Origin of the sequence: Xanthocytophaga flava, assembly GCF_030068545.1 — a bacterium.
GTDB classification, from domain to species: domain Bacteria; phylum Bacteroidota; class Bacteroidia; order Cytophagales; family 172606-1; genus Xanthocytophaga; species Xanthocytophaga flava.
Genome location: NZ_JASJOR010000028.1, coordinates 80,622 through 103,693 on the forward strand (window position 1 = coordinate 80,622; position 23,072 = coordinate 103,693).

General features: G+C 39.1%; 17 protein-coding genes. 2 read left to right on the plus strand and 15 right to left on the minus strand.

The window, feature by feature from the left end:
• Positions 1–5 precede the first annotated feature (5 nt).
• The 3 genes from QNI15_RS30065 to QNI15_RS30075 form a co-directional block, all read right to left on the minus strand.
• Entirely contained in the window at positions 6–860 is an 855-nt protein-coding gene (locus QNI15_RS30065; RefSeq protein ID WP_314035384.1) for a glycerophosphodiester phosphodiesterase family protein, read from the minus strand.
• Positions 861–946: 86 nt separating this feature from the next.
• On the minus strand, positions 947–2,527 hold the full coding sequence (locus QNI15_RS30070; protein ID WP_314035386.1) for a SusD/RagB family nutrient-binding outer membrane lipoprotein: 1,581 nt from the start codon (positions 2,525–2,527) through the stop codon (positions 947–949).
• 85 nt (positions 2,528–2,612) lie between these two features.
• A complete protein-coding gene (locus QNI15_RS30075) occupies positions 2,613–5,891 on the minus strand; it encodes a SusC/RagA family TonB-linked outer membrane protein (protein WP_314035388.1) in 3,279 nt (1,092 codons plus the stop codon).
• A gap of 412 nt (positions 5,892–6,303) precedes the next feature.
• Here QNI15_RS30075 and QNI15_RS30080 point away from each other — a divergent pair, with 412 nt between their 5' ends.
• Together QNI15_RS30080 and QNI15_RS30085 are read left to right on the plus strand one after the other, a co-directional pair.
• The gene (locus QNI15_RS30080; protein WP_314035390.1) at positions 6,304–6,891 is read left to right on the plus strand and encodes a helix-turn-helix domain-containing protein; all 588 of its coding nucleotides are present in this window, start codon (positions 6,304–6,306) and stop codon (positions 6,889–6,891) included.
• Positions 6,892–6,995: 104 nt separating this feature from the next.
• A complete protein-coding gene (locus QNI15_RS30085; RefSeq protein ID WP_314035392.1) occupies positions 6,996–8,369 on the plus strand; it encodes a hypothetical protein in 1,374 nt (457 codons plus the stop codon).
• Here the strand turns inward: QNI15_RS30085 and QNI15_RS30090 are convergent.
• The 12 genes from QNI15_RS30090 to QNI15_RS30145 form a co-directional block, all read right to left on the minus strand.
• The gene (locus QNI15_RS30090; protein ID WP_313998905.1) at positions 8,366–9,652 is read right to left on the minus strand and encodes a glycosyltransferase family 39 protein; all 1,287 of its coding nucleotides are present in this window, start codon (positions 9,650–9,652) and stop codon (positions 8,366–8,368) included. The two genes, QNI15_RS30085 and QNI15_RS30090, sit on opposite strands and share 4 nt — an antisense overlap.
• A complete protein-coding gene (locus QNI15_RS30095; protein WP_313998907.1) occupies positions 9,652–10,773 on the minus strand; it encodes a glycosyltransferase in 1,122 nt (373 codons plus the stop codon). Before QNI15_RS30095 ends, QNI15_RS30090 begins: the two co-directional genes overlap by 1 nt.
• The gene (locus tag QNI15_RS30100) at positions 10,766–12,007 is read right to left on the minus strand and encodes a glycosyltransferase (protein WP_313998909.1); all 1,242 of its coding nucleotides are present in this window, start codon (positions 12,005–12,007) and stop codon (positions 10,766–10,768) included. The genes QNI15_RS30095 and QNI15_RS30100 overlap by 8 nt, the downstream gene beginning before the upstream one ends.
• 138 nt (positions 12,008–12,145) lie before the next feature.
• Complete coding sequence (asnB, locus tag QNI15_RS30105) at positions 12,146–13,996, minus strand: asparagine synthase (glutamine-hydrolyzing) (protein ID WP_314035394.1); 1,851 nt, start codon at positions 13,994–13,996, stop codon at positions 12,146–12,148.
• A gap of 277 nt (positions 13,997–14,273) precedes the next feature.
• Positions 14,274–14,813, minus strand: coding sequence for an MOSC domain-containing protein (locus QNI15_RS30110; protein ID WP_314035396.1), 540 nt, complete (start codon positions 14,811–14,813; stop codon positions 14,274–14,276).
• A 253-nt stretch (positions 14,814–15,066) separates the two neighbouring features.
• Entirely contained in the window at positions 15,067–15,612 is a 546-nt protein-coding gene (locus QNI15_RS30115) for a carboxymuconolactone decarboxylase family protein (protein ID WP_314035398.1), read from the minus strand.
• Positions 15,613–15,636: 24 nt separating this feature from the next.
• A complete protein-coding gene (locus QNI15_RS30120; protein ID WP_314035400.1) occupies positions 15,637–16,200 on the minus strand; it encodes a carboxymuconolactone decarboxylase family protein in 564 nt (187 codons plus the stop codon).
• 57 nt (positions 16,201–16,257) lie between these two features.
• Positions 16,258–17,406 (minus strand): DUF3179 domain-containing (seleno)protein, encoded by a 1,149-nt coding sequence (locus QNI15_RS30125; RefSeq protein ID WP_314035402.1) that lies wholly within the window; start codon positions 17,404–17,406, stop codon positions 16,258–16,260.
• 37 nt (positions 17,407–17,443) lie between these two features.
• Positions 17,444–18,679, minus strand: coding sequence for an MFS transporter (locus QNI15_RS30130; protein ID WP_314035403.1), 1,236 nt, complete (start codon positions 18,677–18,679; stop codon positions 17,444–17,446).
• Between the two features lie 43 nt (positions 18,680–18,722).
• A complete protein-coding gene (locus QNI15_RS30135) occupies positions 18,723–21,470 on the minus strand; it encodes a TonB-dependent receptor (protein WP_314035405.1) in 2,748 nt (915 codons plus the stop codon).
• Positions 21,471–21,564: 94 nt separating this feature from the next.
• Positions 21,565–22,125 carry a carboxymuconolactone decarboxylase family protein gene (locus QNI15_RS30140; protein WP_314035407.1) on the minus strand — a complete coding sequence of 187 codons (561 nt, stop codon included), beginning with the start codon at positions 22,123–22,125 and terminating at the stop codon, positions 21,565–21,567.
• Between the two features lie 224 nt (positions 22,126–22,349).
• Entirely contained in the window at positions 22,350–22,925 is a 576-nt protein-coding gene (locus QNI15_RS30145; protein ID WP_314035409.1) for a hypothetical protein, read from the minus strand.
• Between the last annotated feature and the right edge of the window lie 147 nt (positions 22,926–23,072).

Genomic DNA, 23,072 nt, shown 5'->3' on the forward strand with positions numbered 1-23,072 from the left:
ATAAATTAGTGTTTACCTAATGTTTTCAAATACTGAATTAATTCTTGAGGATGGTCGGTCTGCAAGCTTGTAATACCCATATCTATTGCTTTCTGCCATTGTGTAGGATTTTCATCAGGGTTTTGAATATCAGGCCAGACTTTGATATCCTGCTTTGTAAGAAAATCCACATTCTCTCTGGTATAAGACAATACAGATCCGTCCAGAATATCTACCGGATTCTTTACAATCCATTGTTTGAGTTCAGCATAACTAGTTATAGAATCTGGCATGCTAACCATTACAGGTACAGAAGGCATTGTTTTCTTCCAGTCCTGGACTTCTCCAGGCTCTGTATATACAATAACAGAACCCAGCATTTTGTATTTGTTTAGTAAACTCTTAACCTGTTCCGGCTTGACATCTTTGCAATCCAGATAAAGATTTATTTTCCCCCGAGCTTCTTTCAGAATCTCTTCAAACATAGGAGGAGTTTGATTGGTAGGGTCATTTTTCAGCTTTAATGCTTTAAACTGGGACAAAGTCATTTCTGCTATTTTGCCCTCCCCATTGGTAGTTCGGTTTACAGAGCCATCATGCATAATTACCAGATGCCCATCTTGGGTAGTTCGGATATCTACTTCAACATAATCAGCTCCAACCCGTATTGCGTCCTGTAAACTCTGAATAGAGTTTTCAGGTGCATTCACATGATTTCCGCGATGCGCAATAACAATAAATGGATAACGGGTAGAAGGAAATACAACAGATTTATGTTTGTCAGAAAAACCACTCCATCCAAAGATTGAAGTAGTTACCAGACATGCAATTAATACATTCCAAATAGTAATGACAGAACAAGTTATATGATAATATTTCATTCCTAAAAACTAATATGAGAGAATAGTATATGAGCATCTCTATATCAGATATAGAGATGCTCATGAGGAAAGTCAAAAAGAGGAAATTATTTTAATAACCACATATCAGTATTAATATCGTCTGTACCTCCAAACTGAGATTGTAATGCATTCTTTAGATTTTCTGTATTTGTAGATTCTTCTGATTGTGGATAGAGCCATCTTCTCGGAATCCGAGCACTGTTACCTGTCCCAACCCCTGTCAGGAAAGCAGGCACACCTGTACGCCTTTGATTATAAAATGCCTCAAATCCTGAGTTCTGAAAAAATGAAAGATATTTTTGTGTAAGAATCTGGGTTAATCCATCTGCATTATTGCCCTTATATTTTACTGAAGACTGATCCAAATAATCAGTTACTGAAGTTGTTACAGTTCCTAGTTGCTTCCTGTCCTGATCAGCTACCGTAATAGTTCCACCATCAGTAATGTCATAAAACTTCATAGAAGCTTTAATTCCTTTTACATAAGATTCCTCTGCATTCCCACTTATCCATCCTCTGTTGATAGCTTCTGCAATGTTAAAGCACATTTCCGAATATCCTACAATAATACCTGGCTCACCGGTATAGTTACTATAATATCTCAAGCGGTTGATAAAAGAATACTCGCCCTGGTTTGCTTTAGTAGACATATCCCCTAGATCTTCGCCTGAACTAGCTCCAACATATGCATCAAAACTGTCAAATTTAATTCCAGCATTTAGCTTAGCTTGTGCAGGAGCAGCAGCAATAAAGATACGAGGATCTTTTAATGATTTCAGCAAATCAAGATGCAGTTTGGACATGTTCTGACGAGTAGCATCATTTCCAAAATTACCAGGATTAGTAGGATATTTATTGTATGTAGCATCATAAGTAAACTGAAGATTATCACCCAAACCAGTCATTATCGGATACTGAGTTGGATTATTAATAATAGCAGCAAACTTTTGTTTGATGTTTAAATCAGCATCAGCTTCCTTCTTGCTTAGACTTATCAAAACCCGAAGAGTATAAGTATTCACAAGCTTTTGCCATTGTTTCAGTAGTGTTACCTTGTCTGTACCACCTGCAGCGTCATAATAAAAATCTCCAATCAGTGTCGTATTATTGGCAGCAATAAGTTCAGCCAGATCCGAATTAGCCTCATCCAGTAATTTCAAAGATTGTATGTATACAGATTTTTGCGTATCATATGTAGGATGAGTAAGTTCAAGTCCCTTCAATGCGTCAGTCATTGGTATATCTCCTACTCGTTGTGTCATATAAATGAAAAAGTAAGCCTTAAAGAATTTCGCTAATGCAGAATAGGGATTTACGTCACCAGCTCCTGCTGCCAACGCTTCTTCCTCCATCTTTACCACATTTTTTAAGGTTGTATAATTCCAGGAAGTAGAAGTCCAGGTATATTGGTTATTACCATAGTAATTATAGTTGATACAATAAAACTGATTCCAGCGATGTACATCTCCCCATGGTTGTTCAACACCTGTTGGAGAATAAAGATCTTTCAACACACCTTGCAATACCAGAGAGGCAGGTACAGAAGTTGGGTTATTAGGGTTCTTTTCTAATTCTTTGAAGTTCTGACATCCCCCCAGAAAAAACGTTCCGGAAAGAATAATGAATATAGATATATATGTCTTCATGGATGTGTATTTTTAAATTGATAGCAGAATAAAGTACAGAAGGCAATAGAATCTTAGATAGTTGCCTTCTATACAGAAAGATTATTTAGAAAACCACATTTAGGTTAAATCCGTAACGGCGCGTAGTAGGTGTCTGAAGGTTGGAAGAACTTTGGTTACCTGCATACTGATCTATGTCTACATCTTTCTCTTTTGCAAAATAAAGAAGGTTACGTCCTACAAAAGAGACATTTGCTTGTCTGATAAACGTTTTTGACAACCAGGAAGACGGGATAGTATATCCTACGACTACTTCTCTAAGTTTTCCAAATGTTTTGCTAATCAGGTTCCCTTCAGCTGTAGAGTAGTAACGGCTTATATAATCCTGTAAGAAGGTCTTAGTAGTATTAGGCGCATAGGCCAACTCATTATAGTTTGTCACCTTTCCCTCTGAATCGTAGTTAATAGCTGCACCATTAGAAACGACTACTCCCTGACCTACATAAGATTTTACATTTTGAACATCATTTGCTCTAGCAATGCCCATTTCACCTTCCACAGTAGCGATATGACGACCACCACGGAAAGTCTGGCGTTTCACATAGTCAACCATAACACCTCCTACACGACCATCAAACTGTAAGCTTAATGTGATTCCTTTGTAGTTGAACTTGTTATTAATAGACCAAACCCAGTCAGGATTTGAATACCCCAGAAACTGATTCCTAGTTGTTTGAATAGGTCGTCCACCGGCATCATTAATAATCTGGCCATCAGGAGTCCGCACGAATGCCTGATCATAATACTTATCTACACGATCTCCTACTTTAAAATAATTATATAAAACATCTAAACTTGGGTGAAATTCTTTATAAACCTCTTTATACGTTGACCAGTTAGCCAATACATCCCAAGTAAATCCGTTAGTAGATTTTATAGGAGTTCCTGTTACAGAAATTTCCAAACCTGTTTTACGTGTTTTAATAGCATTCACTAAAGCCTTTAAATATCCAGTACCTTCCGATATTGTCAGAGGAAATATCTGTGGTCCATTAAGAGTAGTATAATAGGTCAGATCTAACCCTAGTCGGTTTTGTAGAAAGCGTATATCAAAACCTGTTTCAAAAGAAGAATTTGAGGCACGTTTTAAATTAGGATTATTTATAACATCTGTATAGACAGCATAAGGTTGATTGTTGTAATACTTACCTAATGTATAAGTAGGAGAATTGATATAACTTGGCCCATCATAAGAGGATGAATAAGGTGCACCATATCCAATAGGATATCCTGCAGGCCCAATTGTAGAAGAAGTACCACCATCTTTCACATTTGCGTAAGATCCTCTTACTTTCAGAAAGGAGACAACAGAAGGCAAATGTACATAATCAGAAATCACAGTACTTGCTGCAACAGATGGATAGAAATAAGTATTATTCTGAGACGGTAATGTGGAAAGTTTATCTACACGACCCGTTGTGGAAAGATTAAGAAATCCTTTGTATGAAAGATCAAGTGAGTAGTAGCCGCCAATAACCTGCATCTTTGAATTAAAGTTATAGACCTGAACGGCATTACGGGAGTTACTAAAATTATATACACCAGGTGTATTAAGATAATCTGTTGTAGCATAGGTAGATGTATAATTAAATGTCCGAATGCTACCACCTGCAAAAACGGTCATGTTCAAACCAGGCAATACATCTTTCGCAAACTTTAACAATACATCTGTATTATTTTCAAACAGGTTTCTACGATCTTCCCGGTAATCCCCAAATCCTTGAGTTTTGTCATAAGAGATAGCAGAGAAAGGCATCTTTTCTGTTCTCAACACATTCCAGGTAGTTACCTGAGTGCGCAAAGTTGCTTCCAGATAATCACTCAGTTTGTAACGTAATGAAGTATACCCATATACATCATTTTTGTAATGTCCACGCAACCATTCTTTTACAACAAACCATGGGTTGTTATACCGCTGGTATTCGGCATAAATCTGACTAGTACCTTCTTTACCAGGTTGCCAGTATGATCCACCCTTATCCGGGTTGAAATCATCAATGTTCCAGTCTGCACCTCCCCATATAGTAATGTTATAGATTAAGCTATTAGGTCCATAATTTACATCCGGAATATTGGGAGTACTCTGTCGGTTGTAGTTAATACTTGATTCCAGACGAAGCTTAGGAGAGAAATTTATTCCATTTGCCATGTTGAAGTTGGTAATATTCAACTGGGTATTAGGAACAATCCCTTTCTGATAAGAATTAGAAACTGAAAACCGCAGATCATACTTGTCATTACTGGATGATATTGAGATATTGTTGGTAGACAATATCCCGGTTTGAATAAATCTATTCAGGTTATCTTTACCACGAGCTATAAAAGGTGTAGGCTGTCTGTCACTGGTAAATGCAACTCCATTCGGGAATGTAGTAGTATATGTTTTTCCAGGTGTAATAGGACTATCATATTGAGGCAACAATTGTCCATTCAGTGCAGGTCCCCAGATGTCATAATCTCCATCATTTTTTCCAGCACCTTTGCCATCACCAAACGCATACACTCCATGGTCTCCAGGACCATACATATTCTGTGTTTTAGGGATTGCATTAAATCCTCTATCAAACATAGTACTTGAATTAAACTCTATAGAAAATCCTCTTTTATCAGAAGAACCTCTTTTGGTAGTAATCAGAATGGCCCCATTCTTACCTCTAAAACCATAGAGAGCAGATGCGTTTGGCCCTTTCAAAACAGTATATGTTTCTATGTCATCAGGGCTTACATTCCAGGTATCTGAGTTTACAGGTACACCATCTACCACAAAAAGTACATCTTCATTTCCTCTAAGTACCAGTTGAGGGCGACCCAGCATTTCAGCAGAAGCACCAACAGTCAAACCTGCTACTTTACCTACCAATGAATTAATAGGATTAGGTTCACGTGCTTTAATTAAGTCAGCACCTTTTACTTCCTGTGTAGCATACCCAATAGTTTTCGCATCTTTTTTAATACCCAGGGCTGTCACAACTACTTCCTGCAATGCCTTAGTATCAACATCCATAGGTACATCTATAACAGCTCTATTACCTACAGCCACCTCTTGTGGCAAAAAACCTATAAAAGAAAATATCAGTATATCTTTCCCTTCTGGCACTTCTATGGAATATTTACCATCAGCCCCAGTAGTAGTGCCTTTTGTGGTACCTTTAACCACAACAGATACTCCAGGTAATCCAGATGCCTCCTCTACAGAAGTAACCTTTCCTGTAATAATTCGGGTTTGAGCATAGCTACTGAACGCAAGCAAGGAAAATACACAGAAAAGCGTAAATCTTACACACCTCTTTGGTAAATCAAATGTGTTGTGTAAATAATTTTTCATACATTTGGTCGTTTTTTAATGAATAGTGGTATTTGTTAAAAACAAAGAAAGCCCTGGATCACTTTTTAACTGAAAAGTGACCTGGTGTTCATGGGAAGATGGACAAACAAAGGCTTTTGCATTAACCGGGGTTGTTGCCGCAATCCCGGTTTTTTTATAGCCTTATGAAAATAGGGAGTCTTTTATTTTATCATAGTCTATTAGATAGAGAGAAGGTTGGTTTAGGTTTTGTATGGTTCAAAAGTATAAACTCTAAGTTTACTAATATACAACTTAATTTTAAATGATTGTTAAATTTTGCCCCTGATGGCAACTCAAGTTTAACTACATTAAACTATTCTCCATATTTGCATGATACAACAGACACCATTTCAGTGAGAATCTCAAATGCACCAGTACTCAAAATAATGGCATGAATAATCAAATCTTTATACGAATTGGAAAGAAAATTCGGGAGATACGAAACCAGCAACAAATCAAACTCCACGAACTAGCAGAAGAATCACAAATAAGTAAGGGCTTACTATCTCGTATTGAAAATGGACGCACTATTCCCTCTCTACCTGTACTTCTATCCATTGTCAGGTCATTAAAAATAAATCTGGATGTTTTTTTTGAAGGGCTTGACCTACCTGAACAACAAAAATATATTCTTCGTCGCAAATCAGAGTATACACCCTTTGAGAAAGAAGAAGGTTTCGGATTCCTTTATCATTCCATCCTAACCTCCAGCATTCCTTCTGTCACTATCGAGGCTGTTATTCTGGATCTTCAACCAGGTTCGCAAAGAGATCAGGTTATAACGGATGGATACGAATTTAAGTATCTGCTTAAAGGTGAAATAGAATATCACTTAGGTGATGAAGTGGTTGTAATGCAGGAAGGTGATTCTTTGTTTTTTAATGGTAAGATTCCACATGTACCTGTAAATCGTACAACTTCACCTGCATCAATTCTGGTTATATATCTTCTTTTGCCAACAGGTAGTAATGGAAATTAGGGTAACAACGACTATATTTACATAAAAGTAGATCTGAATTTTAAGTATTTGCCTATATGTGAGAATGGATCTCTTCAGATAGGACAATCAGTAGTCATACCCGAATGGATATAAAAGACCTGTTTTTAACCCCAGTATATCTGCTGTTTATCTATGCAGTCGCATTCATGATAAACAACCGAATCCGCAATAAAGTCATTCGCCCTTATTTTATTCCTGCACTCAATGTAAAGATTATAGGGGCCATAGCATTGGGACTTATTTATCAGTTTTATTATTATGGAGGTGATACATATAATTATTTTAAAGATAGTAAAGTTATATGGGAAGCGTTTCTGGATTCTCCATTCAAAGCTATCAGTATTATTTTCACTGATAGACAGTATGATCCCAGCATCTATGAGTATGTAAGACGTATTTATTTCTATGTTGACCCCAATTCCTATCATGTTGTTCGCCTTTCCGGCTTTTTTGGGCTATTTACATTTCATACCTATAGTCTGATTGCTATATTTTTTGCTATTACGTGCTTTTCTGGTATGTGGGCATTGTACAAAGTCTTTTATGACTTATATCCTCACTTACATAAAAAGTTAGCCTATGCTATATTCTTTATTCCATCCGTATTTTTCTGGGGATCAGGCCTTTTGAAGGATACCATTACATTGGGTGCATTGGGATGGATGTTTCATGCCTTTTATTTTGGTATTATCAAACGGCAATACATAGTAACCAACATTGTTGTTATGTTTCTAGCTATTCTGGTTGTACAAGGTATAAAGGTATATATTTTGCTTTGTTTTCTACCTGCAGCATTCTTTTGGATTTTTATGGAATATAGAGCGCGTATACGTTCAGGTCTTCTACGCTTTATAACTCTTCCCATTGTCATAGCCATCTCAATACCCATCAGTTATCGGGCTATTACAAAGATTACAGAAGAAAACACCCGTTATCAACTAGATAATATTACTGCTACAACTAAGACCACTGCAGAATGGCTACGTACTGTTGGAACTAGTCAGGGAGGTTCCGTTTACTCATTAGGCGAATTTGATGGAACATGGACAAACATGATTTCCAAAGCTCCAGTTGCAATTAACGTAAGTTTATACCGCCCTTATCTTTGGGAAGCTAAGAACCCTGTTATGCTTTTGTCTGCATTGGAAGCTACATTCTTTTTATTTCTCACTGTCCGTATCCTGATACAAATAAAGCTGAGTCGCTTATTTTCCATACTCACCTCTCAACCTATTCTTTTATTCTGTCTGATCTTTGCTATTACGTTCTCTTTTGCCGTTGGTGTAAGTAGTTACAACTTTGGAACATTGGTAAGATACAAAATTCCTATGATGCCATTCTTTCTTTCAGCTTTGTATATCATTCAAAGTCAGGCAATAAAAAAGAAAAAAAAGAAAATCTTCCAGAATTCATTTCAGAACAATACTCTAGAAAATCCTCTAGTATTGAAAAGTTAGGTTTTCTGAGTAAGTTTCCACTTTTGATAAAGACTTGTCAATGTATAGGCTGCGTATATAAGAAAAAATGGTTCAAGTGTAATAGTTCTGAAACGGTTTTGCACATATATTCCAACGGAAAATACAAGCATAGCAATAAATAAGCCTGCCATCCATATATGCTTTTTAAAATCCTGTCTGAATAAAGTAAACATTCCACTATAAGCCAGTAAATATATAGGGCAAGATAAAATAAACGAAAAGGCCCATGCCCCTATTGAATAATGTCTGAACGAAACACCGGGCATCAAAAAGAAAAATAGGTTGTACACTTTTATCTTCAAGAACTTCTGTGGATGTAGTATAATCCACCGCATACTTTCCTGTAAAAATAAAGACTGTTTCACCCGTTGTGGCAGAACTAAAATACTATCGTATTTGCTCCCATTAAAAAAACCCGCATCTTCATTTATATTTTTCATCTTCTGGTAGGCCTCACTTCCCACAGGAGGTACATCTACAATTGTAACATAGCCTGCATCTGAATTACCTAAATAATACTGATACCCCAACCCATTACTTGAAATAACATATATTTGATGAGATGTTATATTATAAACTCCGAAAGGTAAAGAGGCCAACAAACATATTCCTCCATATATCCCCCCATATATTATTTTTGTATGAATTGCGCTCTTCAGATTATAAAAAATGTATAGAATAATGAAAGGAGAGAATAGTAGTATATGGGACTTTGTCAGATAACATAGCGAAAATAATAATGCAGATACGATCAAATGCACTTTCTTTTGTGAATGTACAAAAACAATCAAATAATATATCGCAAATATAAGAAAACACTGGAAGACCATTTCCGTAGCAAATGTATGTACCCACCAAAATGTTAATGGGAATAGAGCGTAGAGATGAGTCGCTAGTAAACTGGTTAATTTATCAAAGTAGTATAGAGCAATTTTGTACAAAGCTACTCCAGACAAAGCAGAAAGAACCAATTGAAAAAATACCACACTTACATTCCAGAAAGATCCAAAAATCCACATATTAACAGCAATAAAGTAAGGATAGAAAGGAGCTGCAATAAAACGACCAATGTCAAAATCCAGATTTCCATCCAATACATTCATACCTAACTTAATAATCCATCCACTATCACCACTTAATTCATAATTATCAAACCTACTAAAAAATACGAAGGCTAATCTGACAAAGAAAAAAAGGAAAAAGATATAAATATTTACATAACGGCTATTGGCCAAAGCAGAAGCTCTTTTTTGTAGGATCATCAGTTTTGTGTTTGGAATAAGCATATAAAATTATTCTGATTACCTGTAACTGAATATATTTTATCAATTTTTTGTCTTGCGATAAATCCCATTGTGGTACGTAATTCAACATCATGGATTAATAACTTTATACAATCTATCCATTCCTGAGGTTCGGAACATAGAAAACCGTCAGTTCCATGTTGAATAATATCTGCGTTTACGCCAACAGGAGAAGCTAACGCAGGTATTCCTAAAGACATATATTGTAATGCCTTAAATCCACACTTACCACGGCTCCATTGATCATCACGTAACGGCATCACCCCTACATTCATTCTCAGCAGGTCATTAGCTTCCGTAGCTTTTGTCCAGGGGATATACTGCAATGACTTAAGGTTAAAGTCTGGTTTACGATCTGAGATAACAAGGAAAGTAAAGGAGTAATCTTCCTCTAGTTTCTTCAAAACTGGCAATAAAGACTCCAGGTATCCAATCGTAGAGTGAGTTCCTGTCCAGCCAATAACAAAACTGTCAGTATTCTGTTCTTTTAAGCGATTGTGCAGGTTCTTTGTATCAATGGTTGTAGGGTTAACAATGACACTTTTTTCCTCACTTTTATCAGCTTTTCTAGAACTTTTCGCAAAATCTGCTAGGTATTTATTGCCAGCGCTTATCTTCCATGCCCATTGACAAATACTTTTCGTTTTTTGGTGCCACTTTATCCCTGCTATGATGCTATTATTCTCAGAGGTATTGGGTAACCATATAGCATCGTCAAAGTCAAAAATAATGCGTTTGCGAAATACTTTTGCGATGATCCACTCAATAAATGGCGGGCCAACAGGAGTAGCTTCTCTATGAATAAAAACAAAGTCATATTTATGTACAGAGAACAATAAACCTATTCGACGTAAAAATCCCTTCCCAATTCCTTTTATCTTCTTCCAGGTATTACCTGGTTTATAGAGAATCTTCCAGGTTTCTTCATCCATAAAAGGAGCTAGCTGATACTGCAAACCATTTTCTGGTAAGAAATCCAGATACTGTTCAAACCGGAATCGTTGAGAAGCAGCGGTGCCTGATGGATAAGGAAATATAAAAAGAATGGAACGGATAGCTTTAGATTTCTTTTCAGACATTAGCAGTAGATAGTTTCTGATACACTTCCTCATATAAACCAATCCCTTTCTCCAGGTCAAAATAATCGAGAGCTGTCTGACGTAAAGATTCAGAAGAAATCTTACGAATCTCATCAAGCTGACTGATTACTCTATCATATTCGACCTCTGTGAAAGTTCTGACCAACTCTCCTGAAGAATAATTCTCCATTAGATAGTTAGCATCTCCTACATTGGCATTACAAATCACAGGAATCCCCATAGACAGGATCTCGCCCATCTTTGTTGGAGAAGATGCTTTTTTTGAGAAAGAGGGCTTAATAAAAAATAACGAGATATGGCTTTCTGCCAGTCGGATCGGCACTTCTTTTCGTTCTGCTTTCATAATACGAATGGTATCGCCTGAAATTCCATACTTTCGGGCATTAGTTCGAATCATTTCGGGATCATCCGGAGTAATAAATAGAAAATGAGCATGAGGATAGTAAACCAGAACCCGCTTGAAAAAATGCAGCATCTCATCAAGCATGTACCAAGTTCCCAATGAACCCAGATAGGAAATCGTTAATTCTTTAGACTCAGACAGATCGTTATTGCGTTGAAATAATTGCGTATCAACACAACAAGGTATCACCTGAATAGGGACAGTGCTAAAGCCAGGCCAGGAATGAATCTCCTGCTTCGCATTAAATGTAAGTGATATGGTATGGTCTGCAAGTTGCAGAAACTGTTTTTCTTTTTTCTTGAAGAATTGATAAACACTTTTAAAAAGCGGATTCTTCAGATTCCAGATTCCACCTTCTATTCGTTCGTCTGCCCAAAAACCACGCATGTCAAAGATAAAAGTAATCTGAAACTTCTTTTTCAGAAATGCACCTACCAAGGCTGTGATATAACTGCGACAATGTACTATCTGAAAGTGTTTTTTCTTATGCAACTCAACTGCCTTGCTTTGCATTTTCCTCACATCCCATAGCGTTGATACTACAGGGGGTTTTTTGGTATAGAAAATGGGTTGCCAATCAATATCTTTCCCAAATGGCTCAATAAGTCCCTTAATTATATCTTTTCTTTTTTCATAAGCCTCTGTCTTCTCTGTACTAATAATAGTAAACTGATAGCCACGTTTAGCAAGTCCCATGATATAAGGTAATACCTGCGACTGTCCCAAAGGATCAGTTAAGCCATCATAACTAAGATAAAGAACAGAGGTAGGTGTAGCAGGTGTTATAGTATGAATAGTATCTGAGGACATACAAAAGAAGAAATCATTTTAGAGGGACAAAGATATTCTTTTTACCATTCATCCCACCGGCCTCTGACTTATTAGAGCGCCTTGTACTGGTAATAAAAAAGCGCCAATATCAATTGGCGCTCTGGAAATTTAGCAGGTTTAGGTATTTTTCTCCAACCAACGGTGTAGAATAATAAGTGTCCACAACCGGTTATACACATATTTTTTTCCGGCAAAGAACTCTTTTTTCATCGTACTTACCATTTCCTTGTTGACATATCCATGCCGTTCTATTACGTCATTACTTAAATAAGTATCTATCAAATAACGTAGATCTGTCAGCAGCCAGTCATACAATGGAATGGAGAATCCTTGCTTGGGTCGATTGAATAACTCAGAAGGAAGATATTTATAGAGGATCTGCTTTAGGATATATTTTGTAGTGCCTCCATTATTTTTTAATTCAGGTGAGATATTTAAAGCCAGCTCAACTAATCTGTGATCCAGTAACGGCACACGAGCTTCAAGGCCATATTGCATACTAGCTCTATCCACCTTTGTAAGCAAATCGTCAGGCAGATACATTACCATATCAAACAGACTCTGTGTCTCGGATGCCGTTAACAGACGATTCTCTACAACAGGAGGCAAACTCGATTTGGAAAGAAATCCTTTCCCATTTACCCAAGGCTCTCCTACCAGTTTTTTCAGGTCCGGATAAGAGAAATACCCTTGTTCCTTACAAAAAATATGGCTGGATATATCATCTTCAGAAAAATATTCCAACAACTCTGCTGCTTTCTGGTATCGGGCTTCTTTTCCTACAGCTAATAGAGATGCCAGAGGTTTTCGCAAAAGTTTAAGCCAACCCTGTGATAAACGATCTGCCCACTGGTACATACCATACCCATGAAAAAGCTCATCTCCGCCTTCACCTGTTAATACTACACCCACATACTTACTTGCCATCTGAGAAACAAGCATAGTTGGAATAGCAGATGAATCAGCATAAGGTTCATCATAAATATCCAGCATTGTTTCTACCAGGTCTTTTGCATCCTGAACAGAAACAATAAACTCATGATGGTTTGTATGTAAATGCTCAGCTACTTCTCTTGCATAAGGGGCTTCGTTATGACGCGATTCTCTAAAGCCAATAGAAAATGTATTGATAGGATGTGAAAGCTGGTGAGCAGTAAGGGCAGCCACTGTACTGGAATCCACTCCACCGCTGAGAAATACCCCTGTCGGAACATCACTAATCAATTGATACTTAACCGAACTGAGTAATAATTCCTCTACACGCTCCATCGCCTGGCGCTCATCCGAAATAATTTCTTTACCAATATTCTCAGTTATCTTCCAGTATTTCTGTTCTTCCAATACATTATCGGAAATTTTTAGCCAGCTACCAGGAGATAGTTTGTAGATATTCTGATAAATGGTGTATGGGGCAGGAATAAAGCCACGATGTAAAAACTCAGCAATAGCGGGCTTATTCAGAGTTTTGGCTATGGGCAGAGTTAACAAAGATTTCAGTTCAGAGGCAAAAGCCAGTTTACTCCCATCCCAATAATAAAATAAAGGCTTAATACCTAGTCGATCCCGACATAACCACAGTTCTTTTTTATGTTTATCATACACGGCAAAGGCAAACATGCCATTGAAATAATTCACACAGTGTATGCCATCTTTTACAAAAGCTTCAAGAATGATCTCTGTATCAGAGGTTGTGTGTGGTGTAATACCATACTGATTGGCAACCTCTTTGTAATTATAGACTTCACCATTGTAAACAATAACGAATCGATCATTGTTACTGTAAAATGGTTGGTTTGCACCTTCAGATAAGTCAAGAATACTTAACCGGCGATGCCCTAAGCCACAAATTTCGTCTAAAAAGTGTCCTTCAGCATTGGGTCCCCGATGACGAATAGCTGCAGTCATCTCCCGCAAATCGTGTTCAGAGAAATCTTGTTGAGTCGAATAGAACCCTGTAATACCGCACATAGCTGTAAATAAATAGTTATCCTGATGTAGTACCTTTTTAGCGCATTATAGCTTGGGTTGACACTTATAAAGTACCGAAAAAGTAACCGTGATTTTAGTAATAATTGAGTCGATTACCTTACAAAGGTAAGGTTTTAAGAAATACCATCTATACCTTATCTGTCGCACTATATGTTAACCTGCATTTTAACGATTTAGTATATGGAAAACATATTTTCTCCCCGATCAGGAAAAAGTATAGTTTGTCAAATTTGTTACAATCTTTGCCAAGCTTATTTTATAAGCTTTTTCCATAAACATATAGGTCCTTAACCTCTTCTTTCTCTGCTACAATTACCTGAGCTCCCAATTGTATAATACCACCTTGAAGTATCTTTGCTGTTATACCACCATGCCCTCTCATAGCATTGTATCCTCCCGGCCCCAGCACCTCTTCCATTCGTGAGCATGGCTGACATAAGCCTGTCATTTCCAGAAGAACATCTCCTATATAAAATTGTTTATCTTTTAGTGCAAGTAAATTGAGACCTTTCACCACAATATTACGCCTAACCAAGGCAGGATCAAGTCTCTCCACAAAAAGGAATGAAGCAACAGTTGACAAATGTTCTTCCTGAATCAGTGTAACCTGACGGTTGCTGGTAGATCGCCCCTGGTAATGATCACCTACTAATCCTTTCCCAGCAATCGCTTCAACCTGATCTACTGCCTGAACAGGGACTCTTCTGTCCGGACGTAATCCTATCCATGTAATGATACCAGCTTTTGGAAAATGGCCCATTAATTGGCCTATAGCAGAATCTTTGGGAAGGTTCATTTATTGTAAAACCAGTTTCTAGTTAAATCATAAAGTTTCTTAGAACCTAATAAACTAAGTATGTCGGCTAAAGAAAACTGTACTATTCTGAAAATGTAAAAAAGTATCAAAAAGTTCTTTTTCAGCAACATATAAAATAAAAAGGGATTTACAAAAAATGCGCCTTCACTCCGATAGTATAGGAATGAAGGCGCATAATCAGAAAATAAATAGCATGTAGAAAAACTTCCACAATATCTTTGTTTGATAAATATTATTGAGGCACAGAATATTGATATCCTGTTTCTTCGGCTATCCGTTTGGCACGTTGCTGATACAATTCAGGAGAATTAGGGGCAAATGTTCCCAACCCATCTACGTATCGGTTGAACATACAGAAGGCGGCTGCAATCAGAACCGTATCATGAATTTCCAGATCAGTGGCACCTGCATTCTTTGCCTGTGAGATTTGTTCTTCTGTAACATATTTTCCTCCTTGCTGTACACTTTTGGCAATGGTCAGTAAAGCTTTCATTTTATCGGAGATAGGAGCTGACAGATAATCTGCTTTTACTTGTTGTACAATCTCCGAGTCCGGATAGTAGTATTGGGCCACAGCCCCATGAATACTCTGACAGAAAAAGCAATCGTTGAGATATGATACAAAAGTTGCGATCAACTCCCGCTCTCCTTTTGAGAGACCTTCATCAATACGTAACAACGCTTCTGCTAAAGCATTTAAAGGTTTCGCTGTATAAGGACGAAATGCCATAAGTCCGCGAATACCAGGTAATTCTTCAGGAAGTTGGATATGAGCCATAGGGATAAGTACGTTTACTATATATCAGACTGCGGCAGAAACTGGTTTAGGCATTACATACCCTATGGTACCCATACGTTCACCCATTTGAGCATAGGCGCTTATGTCGTCTTTTGCAGGAGCAATAGTTGCCAATCCATCTACATATCTGTTGAACATACAAAAAGTAGCAGCGATTAATACAGTATCATGAATATCCCGATCTGTCGCCCCAAAACTCCGGGCCAGTGCAACATCGTCCGTTGATACGGTACGGGCATCTTTCTGAACTCTTCCGGCAATGGTCAATAGGGATTTAAGCTTATCAGAAATAGGTGCATTCTGATAATCCTCCAATACCAGATCTACTGTCTGTTGTTCGTCTTTGTATAGGTAACGTGCTGCTGCAGCATGACTACAGGAACAAAAAACGCAAGCATTCAGAAAGGATACATAGGTGGCAATCAACTCCCGCTCGGCAGGACTTAATGGGGACTCACCTCTCAGTAAGATCTGAGCTAACTCATATAAAGGCTGGCCCGTGTCCGGACGAAATAAAACCAGGCTCCGAATACCGGGTACTCCTTCTGGTAAAGAAATGTGTGGCATGGTATGATCTGTTTAGAAGTTGTAAGAATAATCTATTGTCAATGGAAACGAATTATTTTAGTACTGTTCTGTCTTTGGGTGAAAGGTCTGCCAGCTATGCCAGAACTCCTGATAGGCATTTACAGGTGTGAGACCAGTAATTTTACTGTCATTACTAACCGATTGTCCACTAAGTAAAAATGACTGATCACCAGAAAATAAGGTATCGTTCTTCACAGTAAAGAGAGCCTCTGAAGTTGGGCGGGCAAAGGCTGTAAAGCTTTTGTTGTCGTTAGCCAGCACCAGCACTATAGGCCTATTGCCTACGGTTTCGTTGATAATACGTTCTTTCTTCAGACGATTCCAGTCAAAGGCTTTGCTATGTTTATCTATCTCAATCCCTACTACCCATGACTTATCTTTCCAGGAAAGACTGTCCGTCCGGGTCAGATCACCTTTGCTTTTGCCATCTTCATAGGTAAGTAACCCTTTGTACTTTTCTTCAGCGGCTACATCGGGTTGCATAATCAGACTTTTCGGATGGAGAGTTAGCCATTGGGACAAGGTCATCTGTTCTGAAAGCAGTTCTGTCAAAGCTTCTCCTTTCCGTTCACCCGTAATAGCCTCACCGGTAGCCTGCCTCCACCAGCTGCCGGTAGCAGCATCTTCAAACATGGCATTGAAGTGGTCCATTCCTACTAATCGGAAGGATTCAGGTTTACCATTCACAGCGGGATCAAAAATTCGGCCTGTACGACATACCGAGCAATACGTCACCATTATAGGCTTACCTCCTACCGTATCCAGTACCTGATGGTGATAGGCAATCAACTGAATGGGATAGGCTCTGGCTTCTCCATTCAGCACAATACCGGTTATCAGTTTTTCTGTTTTGACCTTATTCTCCTGGCTATTCAGCATTTGTAGCTTTTCTGGCTGATAAAACATATGATCAGCAGACATACGGAAATTGAAGAAGTAGATTATTCCCAGCAAAATAACCAAACCACCCACTACAACCCAACGTTGTTTCTGATACATTGGCCAAATGCTGACCAGTATGGCTAAACCGAATAAACTTCTGAAAACCCATCGCCACGAATAGAGAAAATAGGCAAAATCAATGCTTTCCATACGTTGACTACCGGGCATGGGCATAATAAAATAGACATTCAGTATTTCAAACAATAGAAATCCGGCTAATCCAAGATAAAAGAGCAGTTTCATAACAGATGGTAAGGTGTAACTAACTATAGAGAATACATTATTCAGGCGTCTTTTCGTTTGCTTCCCGATTGTAAAAAGCAACTATCCAGGCTATAATAAAGGTAGAAGAAAATAGCAGCAGGGCATTGTTGAATCCTCCTACTACAGATACCAGATTACCTACAAAAAACACAGCTGTAGCCGTGAAAAAACGTCCGATATTGAAGCAAAATCCAGTAGCAGTAGCCCGGATCGATGTTGGAAACAGTGCCGGTATATAACTGGAGAGCGTTCCCTGGCTAATTCCAAAGAATAGCGCAAGTACTGCTGTTTCTATATAGATTACAGGCGAAAACTGTTTGTTCATAAATAAAGCGATACAGGCCACAATACAGCCACTAAACGTAAAGAGTAATGTATAGCGGGTTCCCATGGCACGAATCAGGAAGCCAGACACAATCCCCCCTATGATCCCTCCCATTCCAAAAAGCATCATGACAGTACCTCTTTCCTTTTGTCCATCAGAGGTATTGGAAAGTAAGCTCTGTACCCAGGTAGGCACCCAGGAAAAAACGGCCCACAAGCCAATCAGCACGGAGCCAAAAATCAGCCCCCCTATCAGCAAATTTCTGCGGTACTCGGGCGAAAAGATCGTCTGCATCTCTACAGCTTTTGTTTTGCGGGCATCTTTCCATTGAGCTGGCTCAGACAAAACCACAGGTAACACTAAAGACAATGTTACAGGTAGTACACCCAACCAGAATGCATGTTTCCAATAAGGAATCTGGACGTTAAGAATACCTGCCAGGATGATACCAACAGGAAATGCCACGGCCAGAATGCCTAGTGCAATGGGACGAGTTTTCTCGTCCCATATTTCAGCTATGTATACAGTGCTGATTAGTAATACCCCTCCTACGCCTATACCTGCTATAAAACGACAGGCCAGTAAAATATGCCAGTCTGAGATAAATACAATGCATAGTGTAAACAGGCCATACAAACCCGTAGAAAAAGCCAGTGTTTTTAACCGACCTACTCTATCACTGACAATCCCCAGGGTTAACCCACCCAGCATCCAGCCATAGATAAAAGCAGAATTCAGGTAAGCTCCGATGCGTCCCATTTCTGCTTCTGATACACTTGTCTGCAACAATTCAGGAATAGCCACAGGCAGGTATACTGACAATAACGTAGAGACAGTACCTCCCAGAAGATAACAGACCAGACACAATCCAAAAGCCAGCGCATTGCGCAAGCTAACTGTTGACTGAGAAGAAGTAATCGTTTGCATAGGAAAAATGATTAGGCAACAATGAGTTTAATTCCATAATTTTTCATTCAAATGTCAGACTTAGATAATACAACCCTCCCACAGCAGGTGACCCATAGGCTTGCATTCTGTACTGATTGGTAAGGTTGCTGGCCCCTAACTTGAGCATGGTGCGTATAGTAGGAATACGATAGCTAACCTGTGCATCCAGCAAGCTATAAGATGAAATACGGCCTGGTGCTAACTCGGTGAAGGTGCTATACCAGTCAAAAGCAGATTGCCAGTGCCAGGCAATGCTAAAGCCTACTTTATCAAACAGATTGGCATTGCTTACAGTCAGGTTGGTTTTCCATTCAGGTGTATTGAAAGCAGGAATGTTATTGGGGTTAGCATCCAGCAGATTAAACTTGGACCAGGTAGAGTTGGCATTTACCCGATACCCTTTGGGAAGAAAATAGGTTAGCCCCAGTGAGGCACCCTGAGCTGTTACCCGGTCTGCGGCATTGGTATACAGCTGAAAGGCTTGTGTTTTCCGATTCAGAATATCCTGTGCAGCTGCCGAATTAATACTACCATCTCCTGCTAATACAGGGCTGTCGGGACGAATAACCACCTGGTTAATCAGGAAGTTGGTGTACCAGCTTTGATAGAAGTTCAGATCTATCATTACGTTTTTGCCAAGCAAACCTTTGTAACCAATTTCAAAAGACTGGAGTTGTTCGGGACGAATGTAAGGCACATTGGATTTTACCAGCTTTGATTTGTTGTTTTCAACAGCCTGTGAAAAAGAAACACCCTGTTGCATATCAGCCTGGAATCCGCTGGCAAAGGCACCTACAGAAGCCGCAGTAAAGGAGTTTTCATAGGCATTCAATCCGGCACTATTGGCAGGAGCACCACCCAGAATAATGATAGGCCCAACATTCAGCTTAATAAACTGATCAGGAACCGTAGGGTTTCGGAATCCAGTCTGGTAAGAGGCTCTGAAGTTATGATTCTGAGTAGGCGAGAATACAGCGGAGGCACGGGGTGTAAAGTTGCCATCAAAGTTCTCATTCTTGTCATAGCGGCCAGAAGCAATAAGTTTTAATTTCTCATTGAATAAGGTTTTAGAGGCCTGTACAAACAACCCATACTCCTTCACCCGTACTTTATTTTCTTTATCATCAAATAAAGTACCATTGGTAAACATATCATAATAGCGGAAGTTACCACCTGCCTGTAACTGAACAACTTTAACCAGTGAACTTAAATCATACTGGGCATCTATATGATAGAGTTTACTTTTACTCAATACGCCTGCACCTGCCAGACCTGCGGTATGAATCAGGCGATCTTTTTGCTGATTAAAGTTTGTTGTTCCTGGTAAGAAACGTCCTTCATCAGCAAAATTTCGGGCAGCGGTATGATTGCCCGCCGTTACATTCTCAACACTCCCATTATAAGCAGCAGCATAACGGGTAAACCAGGTGGCATCTGCCTTATCCGGAGTCACTACATTTCCGTCCAGATCCTGCACCCAGCTTCGGTTAAGCTGCTGGGCCAGTGAACGGCTATTGTAAGAGTTGGTTGAGTTTTCAGCAGTAGAATATGCCCGAACAAAGAAATTGGTTCCGCGGAGTTCTACTCTATGTTGCCATAAATGGAAGTCATTTAGTGCAAACCGGCTACTTCCTGTATAGTTGGTAGTTCCCTGACTATAATTAGCCTGATAAATAGCTTCCAGCTTGTCTGTAAAACGATAATGCACGGCACCATTTAGTTTCACACTATATACACCATAAGGTGATAAATCTTTTTCTTCATAGCCTGTGCGTGACACTCTGCCAATCCCCTGAAGTGTTTGTGCTACTTCATCTCCATAAATATTTAATGCATTCCGTCCTGGGTTGGAAGGACCACGTTGATTAACAGGAGTATTAGGATCAATATCAGTATAATTACTTCCATACCAGTCTGTTCCTGTCAAATAGGAAGCATTTACTTTAAAAGCCAGCTTTTCATTGATAACCTGAGCATAACGCAGGGCTGTTTCATTAAACAGTTTTGCACCTCCCCCAGCAGGATCAGACAAATGGTTTACGCCTACTTTGGTTTGTGCACTCAAACCTGTATACTGAAATGGATTTTTTGTACGGGTCATCAGTAGTCCATTAAAGGCCACCGGACCATACAAAGCAGAGGCTGCACCCGGGATTAGTTCGACACTCTCTACATCCAGATCAGAAGAGCCAAACAAATTCCCTACCGCAAATCCCAGACCGGGTGTCTGGTTGTCTACACCATCGATAAGTTGTAGAAAACGGCTATTACCTGTACCATTAAATCCTCTGGTATTGATTTGTTTGTAGGTAAGACTACTAGTCACCATATCTATAGACTTCACATTCAGCAACGCATCATAAAAGCTCACAGAAGGCGTCTGCTGGATCATACGAACGTCCATTTTTTCGATACTTACAGGCGAACGCAGAATGTTCTCTTCCACACGGGAAGCAGAAACTACTACTTGCTGTAACAGTTCATTGGCTACCACCAGACTCACCTGTATAGGTTGTCCACTGCTGGCTGTAATCTCCTGTTTGTCGTATCCAATCATTGAGATCACCAAAACAGGATTATCGGCCTTAGAGGTTATTTCGAATTCTCCGGAAGCATTGGTAACAACTCCTTTTGTAGTGCCTTTTACAGTAACAGACACACCTGCCAATGGCTTTTGCGTAGAAGCATCGGTGATAGTACCTGTTAAGGTTTGCGCAATAGAAAATGTAACACTACAGAGAAATAAAAGGCAAGCGTACAGTTGTTTCATAAATTGATTACGAGTTTAGGGGTAAATAAAGAAAGGGTAAGACAGTGGTATCCAATGGCACTACACCATTGGTCAATCAGGCATTACATGAAAATTATTTTTTCAGATGATCGTATCCTCCTGGCAAGCGGGTATAGCCATGATTCACAATCCGTTCTCCCAGACGTGTATAAAAAGCAGGGTCGGTAGGTGTAACACTGGCAAGGCCATCTACATACTTGTTGTACAGGCAAAACAGGGAAGCAATCAGTACCGTGTCATGGATCTCCAAATCAGTAGCTCCTTCCTTCTTGGCTCTGTCTACAGCTTCTGTAGTCACATTTTTGCCATTTTGCTGTACCAGTGCAGCGATTGCCAGCAATGCTTTCATTTTCTCTGAAACCGGGGCTGTTTCAAAATCCTGTTTTACAGCTTCACAGGTTTCCGCTTCATGTAACAGCAGGTCAGCTGCTGCTGTGTGAGCCGTAGTACAGAACCGGCATTGGTTGCGGTGTGATACCAGTGTAGCGATTAGCTCTCGTTCGCCTTGCGTAAGGGTAGAATCACCCCGAAGCAGTATCTGAGTAAGTACACGAATAGGAGCAGCAGAATCCTGACGATATTCAAGCAATCCGGTAATTCCAGGAAGATGTTCTTCCAGAGGTATATGTGGCATAGATAATCTTTTTAGTAAAGTGGTGTGGAAAGAATAGAAAGATGTCCTGTAGTGAAACAGGCATAGAAGGAAGGGCTGCGGATCTGGTAAACGGCGTGAATAATCGATACCTGGAGCACCAGGCAGCAATTAAAAATCTAAACAGCTTTGCGTAAACAAAGTGATAAGACTATCCATTGACTCAATAGAATCCAAAGCAGCAATCCAGTTCCAGTAAAAGAAGATTAACTATGTCTGGGAGGAGGTGAGGTTGTTTCCGGATACAAAGAGGAATACGAAAAATCCGGACAATATGAGTAGTCAGCCATAGCACTTACAGGCAAAAGGGAGAAAGGCTCTTCACCCAAAGGTAAATATTCCTGTAAAACCAGTTTGGCGATTTTATGATTTTTAGAAGTATGTGTATCTGTATAGTCAACCACATGTGTTTTGACATGTTTTGACAAGTCGTCCTGTACCTGTTCCTTTGCCTGATTATTGATACAATACAGATATAAGGTATCATTGTGAATGCGTCGCAGGGCTTTTTCGTAGATCTTATCCTGGTAGCGAAATTCTCCTTCTACAGGCTCCAGATCTCTGTCTATCTGGTGATAAAGTTCAATGGGAATCCGAAAGACAATCCAGTTTTCATTGTCTTTGCTATTTTCCATACTGCTATATACTCCCTGTCCTTTGCTTTCCAGTACCGTACGTAGGTGTAATCGTGCCTGTACCTGTGCATACTCATAATACAGGTAATACCCTATTGTATTATAGAGAAGTAAGCCCAAAAGGAGTATGGAGATAGGTCTTTTCAAGACAGTGCGACGGTATGTACGCCAAATATAGAAGTTATTTATACTTTATCAATAAAATAATGCATTATTTTATTGATAAACATGAGTAGTATCAGATTATGAATATAAGTTTGCTTGTTTGCAAAGTCGGTTTATAATCCAGAACAT